The following is a 20,900-nucleotide window of genomic DNA, read 5'->3' on the forward strand; positions in this document are numbered from 1 at the left end:
CAAGTGCTGCTACCGCTGTGTACGGCCGCTGTTTCGGGGTAGCGGTGTGTACTGCTGCGATCTGTTGCTACCCAGGCTAGCGCCGGAGCCGATCCTACGGTGGACTCAATCCAAGTCAAGAAAGACACCAAAGCCAGATCCGATCGCGAACCGGACACCAGTGGATGTGTATTGGTAAACTCCGGTCTCCCCGTGACCTGAATAGGTGAACCGATATGAGTGACCTGCTGGAGCGGCTGCGCGGGCGCGGCTGGCGCCTCACCTCCCAGCGGCGCGTCGTCGCCGAGGTCCTGGACGGCGACCACGTGCACCTGACCGCGGACGAGGTGCACGTGCGCGCCGCCGAGCGCCTCCCGGAGATCTCCAGGGCGACGGTCTACAACACCCTCGGCGAACTGGTCACCCTCGGTGAGATCGTCGAGGTCTCCACCGACGGACGGGCCAAGCGCTACGACCCCAACGCCCACCACCCGCACCAGCACCTGGTCTGCACCGGCTGCGGCGCCATCCGCGACGTCCACCCCTTCGGCGACCCGCTGGCCGACCTCCCGGCCGACCAGCGCTTCGGTTTCGCCGTCTCCGGGGCCGAGGTCACCTACCGCGGGCTCTGCCCGACCTGCGCGGGCTGACCGCGGCCCGACCGCGGCCCGTGGCGGGGGTGCCCGGCGGGCTGATCCGCTGGAGGTCCAGGGCGGCGGGCAGCCGGGCGATGCCGGGCCCGCCGTCCAGGACGTACCGGATGATCAACCCGAGGCCGTCGTCGTCGAGCGCCCAGCCGAGCCAGACCGGCCGGCCACCGCGGGTCCGGCCCCGGGTGGAGGGCTGGACCACGATGACGTTCGACTGCGCGCAGGCGTCCAGGCAGTCGGAGGTGCGGACCACGAAGGCGCCGTCGGAGGCGTCGGCGGCCTTCCGGAGCGCGGCCACCTGGCCCTCGTGGTCGGTGCCGGGGTGCTTGCCGCTGTTCCCGCAGCAGCAGCCCCGGCAGACGACCAGCGTGCAGGGCCGGTGCCCGGCCCGTACGGTCAGCGGGCCAGTTCGTCCGGCAGTGGCCATGCCTCCACCCGCCCCTCGTAGTCGGCGTGCACCAGCAGCCCCGGCCCGGCCCAGGCGAGCGCGGTGACCGGCTCCGGCAGCTCGCGTCGGACGGCCGGTGCGACCAGCGCGCCGGCCCGTCCGGAACCGGCGCGCCACAGCGCGAGGGCGCCCTCGGCGCCGGCGCTGGCCAGGACCGCCGCGCCGCCCGGCCGCCAGGCGAGTGCGGTGATGGTCTCGTGGGTGCGCAGGGAGCGCGGCTTGGTGCCGGCGGGGCCCTTGCCGGAGAAGTCCCAGACGGTGATGTCCGGGGCGCCGTCGGAGGCGAGCCAGCGGCCGGAGCCGTCGAAGGCGAGCCGGGCGATCTTGTCGGGGTAGCCCTGCATGGTGAGGTCGTCGCCGTCCCTGGTGCGCCAGATGTGGATGCTGGCGTCCTGGTTGCCGCTGCAGATCCAGCGTCCGTCGGGGCTGAGGGCGATGGCGAGGTGGGAGCCGAGGTACTTGTACTCGGTGACCGGCTTCTCGGTGTGGCGTTCGTGGCAGCGCACGCCTCCGTAGGCGGAGCTGACGAGACGTCGGCCCTCGCGCAGCCAGGCGAGGTCCGTGACGGTGCTCGGGGCGGGGTCGGTGCGCCACTGCTGGACGCCGTCGGTGTCCAGCACCAGGACGCGGCGGCCGGAGGCCACGGCGACCCGGTCCGGCGAGGCCCACCGTACGGCGGCCGACCACGATCCGGTGTCCCGGCTGAGGAAGCGTCCGTCCGAACGCCGCCACAGGCCGTGGCCGGTGGGCCCGGCCACGGCGAGGTGGGCGGCGTCCGGTGAGAACTCCAGGGCGAGGACGCCGCCGGGCAGGGTGACGGTGCCGACGGGGGCCCCGGAGGCGAGGTCGAGGATCCACGCGCTGCCGCCCGCGCCGCCGATCGCCACCAGGCCCGCGGCGGTGGCGACGGCGACCGGGGCGTCGTCGACGGCGGCGGTCCAGGCGGTGGCGACCTCGGTGGCGGTCATGCGCGCACCCCGGCGAGGCAGGCGGCGAAGCCCTCGTTGAGGGCGGCGCGGTCGAGGTTGCGGCCGATGAAGACCAGGCGGTTGCGGCGGGTCTCGCCGTCGCGCCAGGCCCGGCCGTTCTCGCCCTCCAGCAGCATGTGGACGCCCTGGAAGACGTACTGCCGCTCGTCACCGGCGATGGCCAGGATGCCCTTGGAGCGGAAGATGTCGGCGCCCCGGGTGCGCAGCAGGGTGCCGAGCCAGGCGTTGAGGCGCTTCTCGTCGAGTTCGCCGGGCAGGTCGATGCCGACGGAGGTGACCGTGGAGTCGTGCTGGTGCTCGGTGTCGGTGAGGAAGGTCGGGTCGTCCTCCAGGACCCTGTCCAGGTCGAAGGCGTGGACGTCGAGGATCCGGGCGAGGTCGACCTTGGCCTGCTGGGCGGGGATGATCTCCACCGGGGCGTTGATGGCGCGGATGTGCGCGGTGACCTCGGCGGCCTGCTCGGGGGTGGCCAGGTCGGTCTTGTTGAGGACGATCCGGTCGGCGAACGCGACCTGCTCGACCGCCTCGTTCTCCACGCCTTCGGGCTTGACCTCGGTGAGGTGTTCGAGGATGTGGGCGGCGTCGACCAGGGTGACGATGGCGTCCAGGCGCAGCTGGGAGGAGATCTCGTCGTCCATGAAGAAGGTCTGGGCGACGGGGGCGGGGTCGGCCAGGCCGGTGGTCTCGATGACGATCCGGTCGAACTTCTCGCGGCGGCGCATCAGGGCGCCGAGGATGCGGATCAGGTCCCCTCGGACGGTGCAGCAGATGCAGCCGTTGTTCATCTCGAAGATCTCTTCTTCGGCGTCGAGGACGAGGGCGTCGTCGACGCCGACCTCGCCGAACTCGTTCTCGATGACGGCGATCCGGAGCCCGTGCTGCTCGGTGAGGATGCGGTTGAGCAGGGTGGTCTTGCCGGAGCCGAGGAAGCCGGTCAGGACGGTGACGGGGACCCGGGTGTCCTCGGGCCCGGCGGCCTCGTCGCGGGCGGTGTCGGCATTGCTGGTCACGGTCATTCTCCTTCGGGGGTTGCGGGCGGCTGGGCCAGGGCCTGGGTGAGCTGGTCGGTGGTGATCTCCGCCAGCGGGTGGTGGAGCGTCCAGCGCCTGGCCGGGCCGGCGGGCGGGAGGACGGCGACGACGGTCTCGACCGGGGGGCATCCCGGTTCGGTGCAGTCGAGTTGCCGGATCAGGACGATGTCCTCCTCGGCCAGCGCGAGGAGTCGACGGGTGTGGCTCCTCAGTGCGGTCAGCTGGGCGATGTGGCGGGGTGAGGCCGGTTCGGGCATGGCGGGGGTCCTCGTCGGCGGTGCGGTGGGTCGTGGTGGGTGCGCGGGCGTCAACCGGTGGCGCGGGCGTCACCGGCGGTACGGGCGTCACCGGCGGTACGGGCGTCAACCGGCGGCTGCGAGGCAGGTGGCGCAGGTGCCGGTCAGTTCGACGGTGTGCTGCACGTCGGCGAAGCCGGAGGTCTCGGCGACGCGCTCGGTCCACGCCTCGACCGGCGCGGAGTCCACCGGCAGGCTCAGGCCGCACTGCCGGCAGATCAGGTAGTGCCGGTGATCGGCGCCGGGCCGGTAGCGGAACAGGCGCTCGCCGTTGGCGTCGCGCACGACGTCCGCGCGGCCCACGGCGGCCAGCGCCGTCAGGGTGCGGTAGACGGTGCTCAGGCCCACCCGGGAGCCGGTGGCGAGCAGGCCGGCGTGCAGGAGCTGGGCGCTGACGAAGTACTCGCAGCCCGCGAGGGCCTGGAGGACCTCGGCCCGCTGCGGTGTCAGCCGGCCCAGCGAGCCGCCCTCGGGCCAGTGTTCGGCCGGGTCCCGGCGGCGGTCGGCGGCGCGGCGGAAGGCCGCCGTCAGCGCGATGGACTTCGAGTCGGTCACTGCTCTCTGCCCCCGTCGTTCGGTCGGACTCAGGCCGGCGCCGGTCCGGCGGCGCGGGTCGGGCGGATGAGGAAGGTGGCGGCGTAGACGGCGGTCGCGGTCGCCATGATCGCGAAACTCGGCGGCAGCTCGGGCACTTCGGCGCTCAGCAGCAGCCCGCCCCACATCTCGGCGACCGCGAGCGCGCCGGAGAGGGCGAGCGCGCGGAACGGGCGGTCGATGAGGCGGATCGCCGCGCCCGCCGGGGCGGAGAGCAGGCCGAGGAGCAGCAGCGAGCCGACCGCCTGGGTCGCCTCCCCCGCGCAGGCGCCGACCAGCGCCAGGAACGCGAAGCCGAGCAGCCGCACCGGGACGGCGCGCGCGGCGGCGACCGCCTCGTCGAGGGTGGCGAAGAGCAGCGGTCGGGCGATGAGCAGGACGACCAGGCAGATGGCGGCGGCGATGGCCACGGCGAGCGTGGTCTGGCTGCCGCTCAGCCCGAAGACGGAGCCGAACAGCACGGTGGTGCCCGCTCCGCCGCGGGCCGCGCTGCGGGAGGTGGTGTAGATGGTGAGGAAGAACGCGCCGAGGCCGAGGATCCAGGCGAAGACGCTGCCGATGACCACGTCGTCGGGGCGCCCCTTGCGGCCGAGGCCGCCGAGCAGCAGCCCCACCCCGATGGTCGCGGCGAACAGGCCCAGCCGCAGGTCGTAGCCACCGGCCAGCGCCGCCATCGCCCCCGTGAACGCGACGTGGCTGAGCGCGTCGCCGGTGAAGATCTGCGCGCGCAGCACCAGGAAGTAGCCGACCAGCCCGCAGGCCAGCGCGATGAACGTGCCGGCCAGCAGGGCGTGCTGGAAGAACGGCTGGGAGAGGAGCGCGTTCACGCCGCGCCTCCGATCGCGAGGGGAGCGCGCTCCCGGCGGCCGAGGGTCTCGCGCGCCATCCGCACCAGGTGCGCCAGCACGTAGCCGGCGAAGGCGAAGCCGGTGACGAAGAAGCCCAGCGGGTAGGGCTGGTAGTACGCGGCGATCAGCCCGGCCCAGCAGGCCGTGAGGCCGAACAGGACGGCCAGCAGCAGGCTCGCGGCGGGGCGGGCGGTGAGCTGCTGGGCGGTGGCGGCCGGGATCACCATGAGCGCGAAGACCAGCAGGGTGCCGGTGATCTGGCTGGCCTCGGCGGTCGCCGCGCCGAGCAGGACGAGGAACACCGTGGAGAGGGCCCGCACCGGCACGCCGCGCCCGGCGGCGACCTCCGGGTCGACGGAGGCGAACAGCAGCGGACGTCCGATCGCCGCGAGCACCGCCAGCGTCAGCGCCCCGACCACCGCCAGCACCACCACCTGGCCGGTGGTGATGCCCAGGAAGTCGCCGAACAGCAGCGCGGTGGGCCCCTCCAGCAGGCCCTTGTAGAGGCTGACGAACAGGAAGCCGCAGGCCAGCACGAACGCCTGGACAGTGCCGGTGACGGCGGACTCCTCCGAGCCGCTCTCCCGGCCCCCGCGCCCGAGCGCGGCGATCACCAGGGCCGCCGCGACGCAGGAGCCGAAGTAGCCGAGCGAGAGGCTGAAGCCCGCCAGCGCGGCCAGCGCCGCGCCGGGGAACGCGACAGCCGACAGCGTGTGCCCGGCGAAGGTCTGCCGGCGCAGCACCATGAACCAGCCGACCACCGCGCAGACCACGGACACCACCAGGCCGGCCCGGAAGGCGTTCACCATGGACAGGTAGGACCACATGTCCTGGAGGTCCGCGAGCAGGTTCCAGGAGAAGGCGGGTGACGTGGCGTCAGCTGCCAGCGGCATGACCGCCCCCGTTCCCTCGGCCGGGGTGCCGGTCGCTGTGCAGCGCCGGCGCCTCGGGCTGGCCGACCACCACCAGCCGGCCGTCGGAGGTGCGGAGCACCTCGACGGGCGTGCGGTACAGCCGGGTCAGCGTCTCGGAGGTGATCACCTCGGCCGGCGTGCCGGAGACGGCACCGCCCTCGGCGATGTACACCACCCGGTCCAGGTGGTGGAGTATCGGGTTCACGTCGTGCGCGACCATCACCACCGACACTCCCTCCTGATGGCAGATCCGGCCCAGCAGCGCCGCGACGGCGCTCTGGTTGGGCAGGTCGAGGCTGTCCAGCGGCTCGTCCAGCAACAGCAGCCGCGGGCGCCGGACCAGCGCCTGGGCGATCAACAGCCGCTGCTGCTCGCCGCCCGAGCACTGCCCTATCGGCCGGTGCGCGTACGCCGAGGCGCCGACCAACTCGACCACCTCGTCGACGCGTTCGCGCGCCGCCCGACGCTTGGCGCGGCCCCAGCCCGGCACCGGGATCCCCCACGAATCCCCGTCCAGGCCGAGCCGCACCACGTCCGTCCCGCGAATGCGCACGCTCGCGTCGAAGTTGCGCCGCTGCGGCAGGTAACCCACCGCCGCCGCCCCGGCTTTCGGCCGGGAGGACCCCCATCGCCCTCCGGGCCGTTCGCCGAGCACCCGGACCTCGCCGGCGGCGGCCGGCAGCAGCCCGAGCAGCACCTTGACCAGGGTGGACTTGCCGACCCCGTTGGGGCCGAGGACGGCGGCGAACTCCCCGGCCTCCACGGTCAGATCGACACCCGACCACAGGGTCCGGCCGCCCACCCGCACGGCAGCGCCGCGCAGCGACAGCACCGGCTCGTTCCGCCCCGCCCGCGCACGGGGCGCCTGGCCGTGGACCGCTTCGGTCGGGTGGATGCTCATGCGCTCGTCCCGCTCCGCTCGCCAGGGGCATTCGCCCATGCGCACCTCTCGATGGTGAGCCCGCTCCGCTCGCTCACTTGCCGGTCGCCGCCTTCAGCGCGTCCTCGATGCCCTGCAGCTGCCCGCTCTGCCAGTCCTGGAAGGTGGCGTTCGCCGGGGTCAGGGTCTCGGTGACGGTGGCGACCGGGATGCCCTGTGCCTTCGCGGCGGCCACCTGCGCGGCGACGTCGGGGGTGGAGTTCTGGGAGTTGAACACGTAGACCTTGATCTGCTTGCCGCTGATCTGCTGGTCGATGGCGGCCTTGTCGGCGGCGGTCGGGTCGGTGCCCTCGCTCATCGCGTCCAGGAACGTCTCGGGGGTGAGCATCTTCAGGCCCAGGCCCTCGGCGAGCGGCGTCACGATCGACTCGGACGCGCCGATCGGGGTGCCCGCGTACTTCGCCTTGATGTCGGATATCAGCTGGTTGTACTTGGCCAGCGCCTGGGTCTCGAAGGTCTGCTTGCGGGTGTCGAAGTAGGCGGCGTCGGCCGGGTCGATCTTCTTGTAGTCGGCCGTGATCCGGTCGATGACCGTGTTGACGCTCTCCGGCGAGTACCACTGGTGCGGGTTGTCGCCCTCCTTCTTCCCCAGCAGGTCACCGACCTTGAGCGCGGTCCTGGTGCTCGCCGGGTTGGCGGCCAGCAGCTTGTCCGACCACGCGTCGTAGCCGATGCCGTTGGTGATCGCGTAGTCCGCACCCGCCACGGTGCGGCCGTCGGCGGCGGTCGGCTCGTAGTCGTGCGGATCGGTGTCCGGGTTGTCGATGATGCTGGTCACCTTCACGTGGTCACCGCCGAGTTGGCCGGCGATCGAGCCCCAGAAGTTCTCCGCCGCCACCACCTGGATCACCTTCGAGCTCCCGCCGCCGCTCGCTCCCGCGGCCGGGGACGTGCTCTTGGCCGAGGAGGTCGAGCACGCGCTCGTGGCGGCGAGGGCGGCGACGGCGGTGGCGCCGAGCACGGCTCTCACGGTGCTGCGACGGGTCTTGCTGGACAGGGCGGCGCTCATGACGGGGCTACTCCTAGGAACCTGCTGACCCAGCCGTGCGCGGCGGGGTTCAGCTCCGGTGGACGCCCTCACAGTAGATGGAAACGGTTTTCATAACTAGCTCGATCGACCCGGAGATGGAAATCATTGCCAAACTTTGACTGGCTGCCGGCTCCGGCGGAGCCGGATGCGTGCAGGCGCCGCCCGTCCGGAGACGAGCGGCGCCTTCACGGCCGGACCGGTCCAGCTGTCAGCCCCGGTGCCCGGACGGCGGCGCAGGCCCAGCACACCGAGCGCGGCACCGACACGCCCACGACGATGCCCTCGATGCCCAGGGACGCTCGCCGTCGCACGGGCCGCTGCGGCACGGGGGGCGGGCTACTTCTTGGCCGGTCCGTTCGGGACAGCGTTGTACGGGTTGTGGTGATGGGCGCCGATGTGCAGTTCCTCCTCCGGCTTGCCGGCCAGCTTCGGCAGGACGTGGGTGCCGGTCGGGTCGGTGATCACGATGGCGTCACCGGTGCGGCGCACGTCGTGCGGGGAACCCTTGGCGTAGGACGCGAGCTCCGCGCGGGGTCCGCTAGGGGAGGAGTCGGCGACCGTGCCGAAGGCGCTCGTGGGCAGGGTCAGCACAGTGGCCGCCGCGCCGAACGTCGGGTAGCCGGACTGCTCGCCGCCGTAGGCCGCGTCGAAGGCGGCGCCGCCGGTGACGGTGGTGCCGGCGGGCGCGGTGACCGGCACGGCGGTGCCGGCGGGCCCCTGGAGGGTGACCGCACCGCCCTGGACGTAACCGGTGACCGAGCCCGCGTTCTGGGTCTGCTGCCAGGCCGCCTGCTGCTTCAGGGCCGCCCCGGAGTCGGTGAGGGTCTGGTCGACCACCGGGGTGTCCGCGGTGAACCAGCCGCGGTAGGCGGACAGGATACCGCTGAGGGTCTGCAGCGCCAGCCTGTCGTCCGTCAGGTTGGACTGGTGCATGAAGCTCCGTCTTCACCTCGTGGGCCCGTCTGACGGGCAACACCTCGGAGGAGACCGGCCTGGTCCACGACCTGTACCCGGGCATCGAGATCCGCGGCCTGCTGCTGGCGGGCTTCATCATCGGCTCGCTCGGCGTGCTGGACGACGTGACGGTCACCCAGACGTCCGCGGTCTGGGAACTGCGCCAGGCGGACCCGACGATGAGTGCCCGTGAGCTGCACCGGGCGGGGATCCGAATCGGCCGCGACCACATCGCGTCCACCGTGAACACCCTGGTCCTGGCGTACGCCGGCGCGGCGCTCCCGCTGCTGCTGCTGTTCTCGATCGCGCACCGGGACGTGGTGTCCGTGGCCACCAGTGAGGTGGTGGCGGAGGAGATCGCCCGCACCCTGGTCGGCAGCATCGGTCTGGTCGCCTCCGTCCCGGTCACCACCGTGCTGGCCGCGCTGATCGCCTCGGCCGACCACCCCGCGCCGGTGCCCGTGCTCGCGCCCGGCCGGGGCCGCCGGCGCCGGGGCCGCTGAGGCTGCCGGGGCCCGCACGAGGCGCTGACCTGGCAGGCGCTCCCGGGCGAGGCACCGCCGGGGGTGGCCCGCACCGCCGGACCGGGGAACGCCCGGCGGAACATTGCCAGTTATGAAAACCATTGTCACTGCACCGGTTTCGTGGTTCAGTTGTCCAGCTTCAGACAACCGATCCGGGAGTGACCGCCGTGGCTTCCAGCTCCCCGCTCGTCCACGTGCTGCACGCCGCCGGAGGCCGGCCGGTGCTGGTCGCCGACGGACGCCCGGTCAGCGGGGTCGAGCTGCTGGCGGGCGAGGTGCCGCCGGGCGGCCTGGCGGCGGCGATGGCCGCACGGGTCGCGGCCCACGCGGCCGCCCCGGATGGGGGGAACGAGCCCTACGCGGCGCGGCTGCGGCACTGGGCGGGCGTCCTCGGCGCCCCGCCGGTCCGGCACCTGCTGCTGTACCCGGTCTCCGAACTGGCCGTCGACCTGGCGCTCGCCACCCTGGTCACCGGCGGCACGGTCGTCCACGGCGACCCGCAACGGCACCCGTCCGCGCTCCTCGCCGACCTGGCCCGCTCGCGCACGACCCATCTGAGCCTGCCGTCGCAGCGGCTCTGGCGGCTCAGCCGGACACCCGGCCTGCCCGGGCACGACCTCGCCGCACTGCGCCAGGTGCTCCACATCGGGCCGGAACCGCGCCAGGAGGACGTGTTCACCGCCGTGGACGCGCTGGGCGCCGTCCTCGCGCACGTCCGCGAGCCGAGCAGCGGCGTCGAGGCCGCCGACCGCGCCCTGCGCGAGGTGGTCGCGGCCGCCACGGGCGCGGCCTGGAAGCAGACCCTGGGCGTCACGGGCGGGCACGCCCGGCTGTTCCGCGACCGCCTCGACGAGGCCGTGCTCTCCTCGATGCTGCTCGCGCTGCGAACCGGCGGCGCGCTGGACGAGCCCGGGCCGGGCCGCCCGGCCGCCGACGTCCTCGCCGCCGCCCGGGTCACCGAGCGACACCGACCGCTCGCCGTACGGTGGTTGTACCTGCTGGCCGACCGTGGCTTCGTCAACCGCGATGGCGCCCTCTTCCGGACCGGCCCCGCGCGGTCCGGGGAGGACGTCGGCCAGGCCTGGAAGCACGCGAGCGAGGCGTGGACGGGGGATCTCGGATCCGCCACGGCCATCGACTACCTGCGACGGAGCGCCGAGCGGCTGCCCGCACTGCTGACGGGCGACCAGCAGGCCACCTCGCTGCTGTTCCCCGGAGGCATCCGGGTCGCCGAGGCGCTGGAGCGCGGGACGGCGGCCGGCCGGTACCTCGCCGCCGCGCTCGCCGGGGCGGTGACCCGCATCGCGGCGAGCCGCCCCGGGCCCGGTCCGCTGCGCGTCCTGGAGGTCGGAGCCGGGACGGGAGTGGCCGCCGAGGCGATCACCACGGCACTCCGGGCCGAGCACCGGCCCGTGGAGTACCTCTGCACCGAGGGCTCCGACCTCCTCGTCAACGCCGCGAAGGCGCGGTTCCGCGGGAACGCGCGGGTGCGGTGCGCGCGTCTGGACGTCCACGGCGCACCACCCCGCCCGGAGCTGCCCCCGCGCTCCTTCGACGTGGTGATCGGCTCGGAGGTGCTGGCCGCGGCGCGCGACCCGGAGGCCGCCGCCCACGGCCTGGCCGGGCTGCTCGCTCCCGGCGGCTGGCTGCTGCTCACCGAACCGACCTGCGAGCAGCCGGAGTTCCTGATATCCCGGGCCTTCCTGCCGTGGACCTCCCCGCACGACGCCCGACTGGATCCGGCCGGCACGCCGCCGCCCGACCGGCTGCGCGCGGCGCTCGCCGCCGCGGGGACGGGCACGGTCCTCGCGCTGCCCGAGGAGGACCATCCGCTGGCCCTGCTGGGACGCCGGCTCTTCGCCGCGCGGGTGCCGTAGGGCCCGTCTTCAAGCCCCCCTGCGGGGCGGTGGACCACCGCATCCCATCCCACCTTAATGAAAACGGCTACCAATAGCCTATGGTCGCCGTCGTGGTGACGGCCGCGCGGTTCGCCGAGCCGCTGAGCATGGCCGCCGTGATGACCAAGCTCTTCGAGATGTCCGAGGCCGCGCTGAGCAGGGTCGACGAGGTCCTGCGGGTGGAACCGCTGCCCGTCGCGCCCGGCGGGGCGGAGCCGAAGGACTTCGAACTCCGCTTCGAGAACGTCACCTTCACCTACGACGGCCAGGACGAACCGACCCTGCGCCACCTCGCCGTCGTCTTCCAGGACGTCTACCTCTTCGACGACACCGTCCGCGCCAACCTCGCCCTGGCCCGCCCCGACGCCACCGACGCCCAGATCGAGGCGGCGGCCCGCGCGGCCAACGTCCACGAGTTCGTCTCCCGGCTGCCGCACGGCTACGACACCAGGGTCGGCGAGATCGGCTCCGCCCTCTCCGGCGGCGAGCGGCAGCGGATCTCCATCGCCCGGGCCATCCTCAAGGACGCCCCGATCGTGCTGCTGGACGAACCCACGGCCGCCCTGGACACCGAGTCCGAGGTGGTGGTGCAGCAGGCCATCGACAACCTGGTCGCCGGAAAGACCGTCGTCGTCATCGCCCACCGCCTGTCCACCGTCGTCGGGGCGGACCAGATCGTGGTGGTCGACGGCGGCCGGATCACCCAGCGCGGCACCCACACCGAGTTGCTCGCCGACCCGGCGGGCCGCTACGCCCGGATGTGGACCGCCCAACTGGCCGCCCGCCACTGGCACCTGCCGGCGGCCGGCCTCCCGGAGAACGTCTCCTAGCGCAACGCCTTATGAAGCAACCCTTCTGGGCGACGCCTCCTGAAACGGCGAGGGGTCGCAGCCCCCCACGGGCTGCGACCCCTCGCCGTGCTGCCACCGCCTTACGGCACGAGCAGGCCCCGCTCGTAGGCCTTCACCAGGTTGCGCGGGACCAGGTGCTCACGGCCTTCGACGGTGATCGGCACGAGCTGCGGGGCGGTGGCCTTCCACTGCGAACGGCGGTGGCGGGTGTTGCTGCGGGACATCTTGCGCTTCGGAACGGCCATGTCAGGTCTCCCGTGGGTGGGTTGGGGCGCGGCGGGCGGTGACGCCCGCCTCGTGCCGGGGTTTGTTCGCTGGGGTTGTGCGCTCGGGGGCTCTCCGCCCGGAGTCCGCCGGAGCCCGCCCGATCAGGAAACGGGTTCGAGCAGATCGGCGAAGGCGTCGGGGAGGGACTTCCAGCCCTCTTCCCCCGCCATCAGCTCGGCGTCGGTGAGCAGGCACGAGTCGAGCAGGTCGACGATCCCGTCGACGTCCAGCCCCTCGGCGGTGAAGGCGAGTTGCTGGACGCGGTCGCCGTGGGCGGGGTGCCAGTCGAGGGCGGCGGCGGCCCGCCGGGCGGGCGGGTAGAGCTCCCAGGCGGCGTCCGGGAGCGAGGCCAGCCAGGGCCCGCACTCCTCGACCGCGAGGTTGGCCCCGGCCGCGTCCCAGGCCAGCATCAGCTCCGGACGGTTGGCCAGCCAGAACCGGCCGCGGCTGCGCTGGGCGGCCGGGACGAGCAGCTCCAGCGCGGCGTGCAGCCGTACCGGGTGCAGCGGGCGGCGGCGCTCCCACACCAGGGTGGCCACGCCCGCCTCGTCGTGCTCCTGCGGCAGCAGGGCCAGCGCCGGGTTGACCCGGTCGCGGGCGGCCGGCACGTCGAAGCCGCCGAGCGCCGCGCGCAGCAGCTCGCCGGTGCCGAGCAGCACCCGGCGCGCGGTCGGGTGCAGCTGGCGCAGCATGGACAGACCGGTCTCGCCGCCGCGGGCGACGGCGATCGTGGTGGCGTACTCGATCTGGTGGGCGAGCGCCTCCGCGCGGGTGCGGACGTCGTCCGGGCAGGTGTGCTCGCCGTGCTCGGACAGCTCGTCGGAGACGGAGAGTTCGCCGAGCAGCCGGTCCGGGTCGACGGCGGTGACCACCCCGGCGAGCTCGATCACCTCCCCCATCGGACGGCCGTCCACCTCGCCGCCGGCGATCGCCTCGACCGCCGGGTGCGGGTCGCTGCCGCCCCACAGCTCGACGATCGCCAGCCCGTGCTCACCGGCCTCGGCGATGCCGGAGAGCAGCGGCAGCAGGTCCTCGCGCAGGGCGCAGCAGGGGCAGTCGTTGGTCAGCGGCAGTTCGGCGGTGTCGTACACCCCGTCGGCGTCGCGCAGTTCGCGGTGGACGGTGCCCCGGTCGGCGTCGCGCAGGTCGTGGTGGAGGACCACGCCGTTGACGCCGCCGTCCAGCAACTCCTGGACGGCGCGGCGGCGTTCTGCGCGGTGCAGGCCGGACACCACGACGACGGGGAGCCTGAGGTGTGCGGGCACGGTGCTCACCAGCTCGACTTGCGCACGCCCGGCAGCTGTCCGGCGTGGGCCATGGTGCGCAGGTTGATCCGGGACAGGCCGAAGGCGCGCTGGTAGCCGCGCGGACGGCCGTCCACGGCGTCGCGGTTGCGGATCCGGGTGGCGCTGGCGTCCCGGGGCTGGTCGGCCAGCTCGCGCTGGGCGGCGACGCGCTCCTCGGGGGTGCTGGTGGGCCGCGCGATGATCTTCTTCAGCTCGGCACGGCGCTCGGCGTAGCGGGCCACCACGGCACGGCGCTGCTCGTTCTTGGCGATCTTGCTCTGCTTGGCCATCAGACCTTCTCCCCCCGGGTGCGGATCCGGGCGACGGCCGCCTCGATCCCGATGGTGTCGATGGTCTTCAGACCCTTGGCGCTGAGCGTGAGGCGGACGTAGCGGCCCTCGCTGGGCAACCAGTAGCGCTTGCGCTGGATGTTCGGGTCGAAGCGGCGCGGGGTGCGGCGGTGCGAGTGCGAGATCGCATTACCGAAGCCCGGCTTGCGGCCGGTCAGTTGGCAGTGGGCGGACATCGGGGGCTCCGTTCTGTCGGGGTCGATGGAGGAGACTCTACATGAACATGGATTTCATTTTGGTAGAGTCCCGACCGATCGGGAGGAGGCCCCTCACGGCACGCGAGGAACCGCGCCCGGCAGAGCCCGTCTCATCCCCCGGACAATTGATGGGCAAGCCCGGGTAAAAGCTGCGCACGGCTCCTTGAGGGGGCCGACGACCCGTCAGTAACGTCATGGCCGCACCGCCAGGACAACGGCCTTGAGCGGTACGGCCCTTGATGCGCCCCGCTGCATGTCATGGCCCTGTCATCAACGCGGAGGTGTCCCTCCGCTTCCAGCCCGGGACGTCCCCCGCCTCCCAGTTCAGCGCAAGCACCAAGCCGGTCCGCGGCCACCAACCGGGGCCGGCCAGCACATGCCGTGATCCGTCAGCACGGGCCCGAGCCCGTACCGGCGCGCACCCCCATGCCGGCACCGGCCGCGCCCTCACCCCCACGGAGGGTCGACTCTTGCGCTCCCAACCCCCCACCAGCCCGCGCCCGCCACGGGCACGCGGACTGCTCGCCGTCCTGCCCGCCCTCGCCATGGCCGCCACCGGCCTGCTCGCGGTCACCGCCCCCACGGCCACCGCGACCCCGACCGCCACCGCGGACGACAGTGCCGCGCACTCCGCCGCCACCAAACGGCTGTGCGCCGCCCCCAGCCACCCCGGCGAGATGGCCTGCCTCGCGCTCGCCCGCACCGACGTCGTCCAACAGGGCACCCTGGCACCGAACCTCCTGCCCTCCGGCTACGGCCCCAGCGACCTCACCTCCGCGTACAACCTGCCCGCCTCGGCCGGCTCCGGCGCCACCGTCGCCATCGTCGACGCCCAGGACGACCCCAACGCCGAGTCCGACCTCGCCACCTACCGCTCCCAGTACGGGCTGCCCGCGTGCACCACCGCCAACGGCTGCTTCAAGAAGGTCGACCAGCGCGGCGGCACCAACTACCCGACGGCCGACAGCGGCTGGGCCGGCGAGATCTCGCTCGACGTCGACATGGTCAGCGCGGTCTGCCCCAACTGCCACATCCTGCTCGTCGAGTCCGACGACGCGAACATGGCGAACCTGGGCGCCGCCGTCAACACCGCCGTCTCGATGGGCGCCAAGTACGTCTCCAACAGCTACGGCGGCTCCGAGGACTCCACCGACCCGAGCTCCGACGCCAGCTACTTCAACCACCCCGGCGTCGCCATCACCGTCTCCTCCGGTGACTCCGGCTACGGCGTCGAGTACCCGGCGGCCTCCCAGTACGTCACCGCGGTCGGCGGCACCAGCCTCAGCCGCGCCTCCAACGCCCGCGGGTGGAGCGAGACGGTCTGGGGCAGCACCTCCGGCGGCAACGGCGCCGGCTCCGGCTGCTCCGCCTACGACGCCAAGCCGAGCTGGCAGAAGGACACCGGCTGCGCCAAGCGCACCGTCGCCGACGTCTCCGCCGTCGCCGACCCGGCCACCGGCGTCGCCGTCTACCAGACCTACGGCGGCAGCGGCTGGAACGTCTACGGCGGCACCAGCGCCTCCTCCCCGATCATCGCCGCGGTCTACGCCCTCGCCGGCACCCCGGCCGCCGGCACCACCCCGGCGTCCTACCCGTACGCCCACACCTCCTCGCTCAACGACGTGACCAGCGGCGCCAACGGCAGCTGCTCCCCGTCGTACCTGTGCGCCGCCGCCGCCGGCTACGACGGCCCGACCGGCCTCGGCACCCCCAACGGCACCGCCGCCTTCACCTCCGGCAGCACCGGCGGCAACACCGTCTCCGTCACCAGCCCGGGCAACCAGACCACCGCCCAGGGCGGTTCGGTCAGCCTGCAGATCCACGCCAGCGACTCCGCCTCCGGCCAGACCCTCACGTACGCCGCGAGCGGCCTGCCGGCCGGACTGTCCATCAACTCCGCCACCGGCCTGATCACCGGCACCGCGAGCACGGCCGGCACCTCCACCACGACGGTGACCGCCACCGACACCACCGGCGCCAGCGGCTCCACCAGCTTCAGCTGGACCGTCACCGGCAGCGGCGGCGGCTGCACCGGCACCCAGCTGCTCGGCAACCCCGGTTTCGAGACCGGCAGCGCCGCACCCTGGACGGCGACCTCCGGCGTCGTCGACAACTCCACCGGTGAGGCCGCCCACGGCGGCAGCTGGAAGGCCTGGCTCGACGGCTACGGCTCCAGCCACACCGACACCCTCGCCCAGACGGTGACCGTCCCCGCCGGCTGCAAGGCCACCCTCAGCTTCTACCTGCACATCGACACCGCCGAGACCGGCTCCACCGCCTACGACAAGCTCACCGTCCAGGCCGGCTCGACCACCCTGGCCACCTTCAGCAACGCCAACGCGGCCGCCGGCTACACCCTGCGCAGCTACGACCTCAGCGCCTTCGCCGGCCAGACGGTGACCGTCAAGTTCACCGGCGTCGAGGACTCCTCGCTCCAGACCAGCTTCGTCATCGACGACACCGCCCTCACCACCTCCTGATCCCCCCTCACCCGGTGGGCCGCGGCAGCCAGCCGCGGCCCACCGGCGTGCGGAGCGCGCCGGGACGTGGCTGCGCCCGTGGATCACCGGAATCCCGTAGGGTCGTCCAATGGCGAAGTACTTCGACGTGCACCCAGAATCCCCGCAGCCGCGCACCATCGGCACCGTGGCCGCCAGTCTCCGGTCCGGGGCCCTCATCGCGTACCCGACCGACTCCTGTTTCGCCCTCGGCTGTCAGCTGGACAACCGCGACGGGCTGGAGCGCATCCGGTCGATCCGGCGTCTCGACGAACGCCACCACTTCACGCTGATGTGCGAGGACTTCGCCCAGCTGGGGCAGTTCGTCCACATCGACAACAACGTCTTCCGTGCGATCAAGGCCGCGACGCCCGGCAGCTACACCTTCATCCTCCCCGCCACCAAGGAGGTGCCGCGCCGCCTGATGCACCCGAAGAAGAAGACGGTGGGAGTCAGGATCCCCGACCACACCGTCACCAGGGCGCTGCTCGCCGAACTCGGTGAACCGCTGGTCTCCAGCACCCTGCTCCTCCCCGGTGATGACGAGCCGATGACCCAGGGCTGGGAGATCAAGGAGCGGCTCGACCACGTGCTGGACGCCGTGGTCGACTCGGGGGACTGCGGCACGGAACCGACGACCGTCGTCGACTTCTCGGACGGTGAGGCGCAGATCGTCCGTCGCGGCGCCGGCGACACCGCACGCTTCGAGTGACGGCGGGGGCGCCGTCGGCGGGCGCCGGGCCGCCGGGCGTCAGGGGGACGCGGCCCAGGACAACAGCAGGCGCAGGGCGTCGTCGGACGGGGTGCCGGGGTCGGCCGTGTAGGTGATGAGGGCCTGACCGGGGTCGTCGGCGGGGCGGAGGGTGTCGTAGGCGAGGTCGAGGGAGCCGACCAGGGGGTGGTGGAAGCGCTTGCGCCCGGACGTCTTGTCGGCGATCGGGTGCTCGGCCCAGAACTGCCGGAACTCCTCGAGGGGCGGGGCCGCTGGCGGGCGGTGGGGCGGCTGCGCGGTGTGCGGCCGGCCGGGCGGGCCAGGCGGTGGAGGTGCCCGGACTCGTCGGGGGCGAGCCGCAGGGCGCCGGCCCGAGCCACCCTGCCCGGGAACAGAACCGATCACCGCGGGGTTGGGCAGGTCGACGAGCTCACGGCAGTCCGGCGACCGGAGCGGTAGGACCTGCCGGAACGCCTGGAACGACTGAACGGCTGGAACGACCCGGAGCGGCTGGAACGACCGGACCGACACCCCCGGAACGAAAGGCTTTCCCATGAAGATCGGCATCATCGGCGCGGGCAACATCGGCGGCAACCTGACCCGGCGGCTCACCGCGCTCGGCCACGAGGTCTCGGTGGCCAACTCGCGCGGTCCGGAGTCGCTCAAGGCCCTGGTCGAGGAGACCGGCGCGAAGGCGGTGACGGCCGCCGAGGCGGCGAACGGCGCGCAGGTCGTGGTGGTGACCGTCCCGCTGAAGAACGTGCCGGACCTGCCCGCCGGCCTGCTGGACGGCGCGGCCGAGAGCGTGGCGGTGATCGACACCGGCAACTACTACCCGCAGCAGCGCGACGGCCGGATCGACGCGATCGAGGACGACGGGCTGACCGAGAGCCGCTGGACGGAGCAGCACCTCGGCCACCGGGTGGTGAAGGCGTTCAACGGCACCTTCGCGCAGGACCTGCTGGAGCGCCCCCGCCCGGCGGGCGACCCGGAGCGGATCGCCGTACCCGTCGCCTCCGACGACGAGGCCGCCAAGCGCGTGGTGCGGGCCCTGATCGACGAGTTGGGCTTCGACACGGTGGACGCCGGCGGGATCGACGACTCGTGGCGCCAGCAGCCCGGCACCCCGGTGTACGGCCTGCGCGCCGGCGTCGAGGCCGTCACCCGGGCCCTGGCCGAGGCCTCCCCCGAGCGCCCGGCGGCCCACAAGGCCTGAGCACCGAAGGGCCCGAGTGCCCTGCACCGAATCGGCCGGCCCTCCCCGCACCGGGAGGGCCGGCTTTCCGCTGCCCGGCGGGCGGTTCGGCGCCCATCCCCCCGGTGCCGGCGACCGCCCTGACGGGAGCGTGTACCGACCGTCGGTGGACGGACGTCCGGCGCGCGGCACGGATGTCGATCCGATTCGGGAGAAGGCATTGAGGCCGGGCCTCCCGCGCCCCTACACTCGCGCCCGTCCGTGACCACGTGTCCCGGAGACCCCACCGGCCCGGTGTCGCACGATCCGACCCGGGTCCATCAGCCGATGTCCCCCAACCAACCCTCATGGAGGACGACTTGAAGGCACCAACCATACGCCGGATGCTCCTGGCAGGGGTGAGCAGCCTGGCGCTCGCGGCCTCCGGTGCGCTCGCCGTCCCGACGGTGGGCACCGCCGTGGCCGCCGTCTACCCGGCCGTGCACCCCGCGGTGGCCGACTACGCCCAGGTCTCGACCGGCACCACTCCCCCCACCCAGGCGCAGTGCGCGACGGCGGGCCGTCGCTGCTTCAGCCCGCAGGCGATCCGGGCCGCCTACAACCTCGGCCCGCTGTACGCCGGCGGCTACGACGGCCGGGGCCAGACGATCGCCATCGTCGACTCCTACGGCAGCGACACCATGGCGCACGACCTACACGTCTTCGACCAGGCCTTCGGCATCACCGCGATGTGCGGCGAGGAGGCCGTGACCTGCCAGCCGGGCATGCCGACCTTCAGCGAGCTGCACGTCCAGGGCTCCCCGGGCACCACCGCGCCGCCGCCCGACAGCAAGGGCACCGGCCAGGAGGACAAGGCCGCCTGGGCGCTCGAGGTCGCGCTCGACGTGGAGACCGCGCACGCGATGGCCCCCGGGGCCAACATCCTGCTGGTCAGCACCCCCACCGCGGAGACCCTCGGCGTCCAGGGCTTCCCGGCGATGATGGACGCCGAGCAGTACGTGGTCGACCACCACCTGGCGAACGTCATCTCGCAGTCCTTCGCCTCCGCCGAGGGCGCGTTCGGCAGCGCCCAGTCGATCGAGCCCCTGCGGCACGCCTTCAAGTCGGCGGCCCTGAACGGCGTCACGGTGCTCGGCTCGTCCGGCGACGACGGCTCGACCGGGTCGAAGAAGACGCCGGTGAAGCAGGGCGGCTCCACCCTCCCGGACCCGTCGGTCGAGTGGCCGGCCTCCGACCCGCTGGTGACCGGCGTCGGCGGCACGAACCTGTGCACCGACCCCAACGCGACCGGTGGCCGGACCGTGGACAGCACCGACAGCCCGGCCGCCTGCCGGGCCAACCCGGGGGCCGCCGAGGTCGGTTGGACCTTCGCCGGCGGCGGGTTCAGCCAGGTCTTCGACAAGCCCGCCTACCAGTCGGCGCTGCCGGCCGGCTCCACGCCCATTGGCGCCAAGCGCGGTGTGCCGGACATCTCCCTCCAGGCCGCCTCCGGCACCGGTGCGCTGGTCTACCTGTCACTGCCGCCGGACGGCTCCGGCGGCCTCAAGTGCGGTGCCACTCCGTGCAGCACCGGCTGGTACGACATCGGCGGCACCTCGCTCTCCTGCCCGCAGTGGGCCGGCCTGGTCTCGATCGCGGACCAGATCAACGGCGGCGGCCTCGGCCAGATCAACCCGGCCCTGTACAAGCTGGGCGCCGACCCGGCGACGTACGCGGCCGACTTCAACGACGTGACCCTCGGCAACAACACCGCCGACCCGACGGTGCCGGGCTACCCCGCCACCACCGGCTGGGACCCGATCACCGGGCTCGGCACGCCCAACGCGGCGAAGCTGCTGCCCGATCTGGTCACCGCCGCCCACACCGGCTGAGGCCGACGCACACCCCGCTCCGCTCCGTCGGGCCACGGCCCGGCGGAGCGGAGCCGTGTGCCGGACCGTTTTCCCGTCAACATCCGTCGGAAAATGGGAAGATGAACAAGATCGCCCTTTGCTAGGGTGCCTCCCATGTCATCGGTCAAACAGTTCCAGGTCACCTTCGACTGCGCGGACCCCGAGCGCGTCGGCCGCTTCTGGTGCGAGGTGCTGGGGTACGTCCCGACCTCGCCGCCGAAGGGGTTCGCCACGTGGGAGGAGTACGAAAACTCCCGGCCGGCCGAGGAGCGCGGTTCCTGGTTCGCCTGCAGCGACCCCACGGGGGTGGGTCCGCGGCTGTACTTCCAGCGCGTTCCCGAAGGCAAGGTCGTCAAGAACCGGGTGCACCTCGACGTCCGGGTCGGCACCGGGCTGGTGGGCGAGGAGCGCCTCGCCGCCCTCCAGGCCGAGAGCGCCCGCCTGGTCGCACTCGGCGCGGTGCAAGTGCAGGTGCTGTACGACGGCCACGATTCGTGCATCCCGATGCAGGACATCGAGGGCAACGAGTTCTGCGTCGACTGAGCCCCGCCGTACCG

At 73.1% G+C, this 20,900-nt stretch carries 22 protein-coding genes and 2 pseudogenes; 9 read left to right on the forward strand and 15 right to left on the reverse strand.

Annotated elements, in window-relative coordinates; genetic code table 11:
• The first annotated feature begins 215 nt into the window (after positions 1-215).
• Positions 216-629, forward strand: coding sequence for a Fur family transcriptional regulator (locus ACZ4WV_RS09575; protein WP_465744524.1), 414 nt, complete (start codon positions 216-218; stop codon positions 627-629).
• Here the strand turns inward: ACZ4WV_RS09575 and ACZ4WV_RS09580 are convergent.
• From ACZ4WV_RS09580 to ACZ4WV_RS09625, 10 genes are all read right to left on the reverse strand, one after another.
• Entirely contained in the window at positions 592-1,056 is a 465-nt protein-coding gene (locus ACZ4WV_RS09580; protein ID WP_465744526.1) for a (2Fe-2S) ferredoxin domain-containing protein, read from the reverse strand. The genes ACZ4WV_RS09575 and ACZ4WV_RS09580 overlap by 38 nt on opposite strands.
• Entirely contained in the window at positions 1,026-2,045 is a 1,020-nt protein-coding gene (locus ACZ4WV_RS09585; protein WP_465744528.1) for a WD40 repeat domain-containing protein, read from the reverse strand. Before ACZ4WV_RS09585 ends, ACZ4WV_RS09580 begins: the two co-directional genes overlap by 31 nt.
• Entirely contained in the window at positions 2,042-3,076 is a 1,035-nt protein-coding gene (locus ACZ4WV_RS09590; protein ID WP_465744530.1) for a CobW family GTP-binding protein, read from the reverse strand. Before ACZ4WV_RS09590 ends, ACZ4WV_RS09585 begins: the two co-directional genes overlap by 4 nt.
• Before the next feature lie 2 nt (positions 3,077-3,078).
• Positions 3,079-3,354 (reverse strand): hypothetical protein, encoded by a 276-nt coding sequence (locus tag ACZ4WV_RS09595; RefSeq protein ID WP_465744532.1) that lies wholly within the window; start codon positions 3,352-3,354, stop codon positions 3,079-3,081.
• 105 nt (positions 3,355-3,459) lie between these two features.
• A complete protein-coding gene (locus tag ACZ4WV_RS09600; RefSeq protein WP_465744534.1) occupies positions 3,460-3,948 on the reverse strand; it encodes a Fur family transcriptional regulator in 489 nt (162 codons plus the stop codon).
• Between the two features lie 29 nt (positions 3,949-3,977).
• On the reverse strand, positions 3,978-4,814 hold the full coding sequence (locus ACZ4WV_RS09605) for a metal ABC transporter permease (RefSeq protein ID WP_465744536.1): 837 nt from the start codon (positions 4,812-4,814) through the stop codon (positions 3,978-3,980).
• Positions 4,811-5,728, reverse strand: coding sequence for a metal ABC transporter permease (locus tag ACZ4WV_RS09610; RefSeq protein ID WP_465744538.1), 918 nt, complete (start codon positions 5,726-5,728; stop codon positions 4,811-4,813). Before ACZ4WV_RS09610 ends, ACZ4WV_RS09605 begins: the two co-directional genes overlap by 4 nt.
• Positions 5,712-6,650 (reverse strand): metal ABC transporter ATP-binding protein, encoded by a 939-nt coding sequence (locus ACZ4WV_RS09615; protein WP_465744540.1) that lies wholly within the window; start codon positions 6,648-6,650, stop codon positions 5,712-5,714. The genes ACZ4WV_RS09610 and ACZ4WV_RS09615 overlap by 17 nt, the downstream gene beginning before the upstream one ends.
• Before the next feature lie 73 nt (positions 6,651-6,723).
• Positions 6,724-7,698, reverse strand: coding sequence for a metal ABC transporter solute-binding protein, Zn/Mn family (locus ACZ4WV_RS09620; RefSeq protein ID WP_465744542.1), 975 nt, complete (start codon positions 7,696-7,698; stop codon positions 6,724-6,726).
• Positions 7,699-8,055: 357 nt separating this feature from the next.
• Entirely contained in the window at positions 8,056-8,652 is a 597-nt protein-coding gene (locus ACZ4WV_RS09625) for a hypothetical protein (protein WP_465744544.1), read from the reverse strand.
• 5 nt (positions 8,653-8,657) lie between these two features.
• On the opposite strand from ACZ4WV_RS09625, the pseudogene ACZ4WV_RS09630 reads away from it, so the two are divergent.
• From ACZ4WV_RS09630 to ACZ4WV_RS09640, 3 genes and pseudogenes are all read left to right on the forward strand, one after another.
• Positions 8,658-9,176, forward strand: a pseudogene (locus tag ACZ4WV_RS09630) (YibE/F family protein); the annotation flags it as partial.
• Between the two features lie 188 nt (positions 9,177-9,364).
• Positions 9,365-11,074: a class I SAM-dependent methyltransferase gene (locus ACZ4WV_RS09635; protein ID WP_465744546.1), complete on the forward strand. Its 1,710-nt coding sequence runs from the start codon at positions 9,365-9,367 to the stop codon at positions 11,072-11,074.
• Between the two features lie 80 nt (positions 11,075-11,154).
• Complete coding sequence (locus ACZ4WV_RS09640; protein WP_465744548.1) at positions 11,155-11,925, forward strand: ABC transporter ATP-binding protein; 771 nt, start codon at positions 11,155-11,157, stop codon at positions 11,923-11,925.
• A 101-nt stretch (positions 11,926-12,026) separates the two neighbouring features.
• Here the strand turns inward: ACZ4WV_RS09640 and rpmF are convergent, their stop codons facing one another.
• From rpmF to rpmB, 4 genes are all read right to left on the reverse strand, one after another.
• Positions 12,027-12,191: a 50S ribosomal protein L32 gene (gene rpmF / locus ACZ4WV_RS09645; RefSeq protein ID WP_465744550.1), complete on the reverse strand. Its 165-nt coding sequence runs from the start codon at positions 12,189-12,191 to the stop codon at positions 12,027-12,029.
• A gap of 123 nt (positions 12,192-12,314) precedes the next feature.
• Positions 12,315-13,478 carry a CobW family GTP-binding protein gene (locus ACZ4WV_RS09650; protein WP_465744552.1) on the reverse strand — a complete coding sequence of 388 codons (1,164 nt, stop codon included), beginning with the start codon at positions 13,476-13,478 and terminating at the stop codon, positions 12,315-12,317.
• 5 nt (positions 13,479-13,483) lie between these two features.
• Positions 13,484-13,789: a 30S ribosomal protein S14 gene (gene rpsN / locus ACZ4WV_RS09655; protein WP_465744554.1), complete on the reverse strand. Its 306-nt coding sequence runs from the start codon at positions 13,787-13,789 to the stop codon at positions 13,484-13,486.
• Positions 13,789-14,025, reverse strand: coding sequence for a 50S ribosomal protein L28 (gene rpmB / locus ACZ4WV_RS09660; RefSeq protein WP_465744556.1), 237 nt, complete (start codon positions 14,023-14,025; stop codon positions 13,789-13,791). The genes rpsN and rpmB overlap by 1 nt, the downstream gene beginning before the upstream one ends.
• Positions 14,026-14,516: 491 nt before the next feature.
• On the opposite strand from rpmB, the gene ACZ4WV_RS09665 reads away from it, so the two are divergent.
• Positions 14,517-16,526: a putative Ig domain-containing protein gene (locus ACZ4WV_RS09665; protein ID WP_465744558.1), complete on the forward strand. Its 2,010-nt coding sequence runs from the start codon at positions 14,517-14,519 to the stop codon at positions 16,524-16,526.
• 109 nt (positions 16,527-16,635) lie between these two features.
• On the forward strand, positions 16,636-17,256 hold the full coding sequence (locus ACZ4WV_RS09670) for an L-threonylcarbamoyladenylate synthase (RefSeq protein ID WP_465744560.1): 621 nt from the start codon (positions 16,636-16,638) through the stop codon (positions 17,254-17,256).
• A 39-nt stretch (positions 17,257-17,295) separates the two neighbouring features.
• Here the strand turns inward: ACZ4WV_RS09670 and ACZ4WV_RS09675 are convergent, their stop codons facing one another.
• Complete coding sequence (locus tag ACZ4WV_RS09675) at positions 17,296-17,661, reverse strand: MmyB family transcriptional regulator (RefSeq protein WP_465744562.1); 366 nt, start codon at positions 17,659-17,661, stop codon at positions 17,296-17,298.
• Between the two features lie 109 nt (positions 17,662-17,770).
• Between ACZ4WV_RS09675 and ACZ4WV_RS09680 the strand changes: the two are divergent.
• From ACZ4WV_RS09680 to ACZ4WV_RS09690, 3 genes and pseudogenes are all read left to right on the forward strand, one after another.
• Positions 17,771-18,472, forward strand: a pseudogene (locus ACZ4WV_RS09680) (NADPH-dependent F420 reductase); the annotation flags it as partial.
• A gap of 362 nt (positions 18,473-18,834) precedes the next feature.
• Complete coding sequence (locus tag ACZ4WV_RS09685) at positions 18,835-20,322, forward strand: S53 family peptidase (protein ID WP_465744564.1); 1,488 nt, start codon at positions 18,835-18,837, stop codon at positions 20,320-20,322.
• A 135-nt stretch (positions 20,323-20,457) separates the two neighbouring features.
• Complete coding sequence (locus tag ACZ4WV_RS09690) at positions 20,458-20,886, forward strand: VOC family protein (RefSeq protein ID WP_465744566.1); 429 nt, start codon at positions 20,458-20,460, stop codon at positions 20,884-20,886.
• Positions 20,887-20,900 lie beyond the last annotated feature (14 nt).

The organism is Kitasatospora sp. NPDC029312, assembly GCF_055569215.1.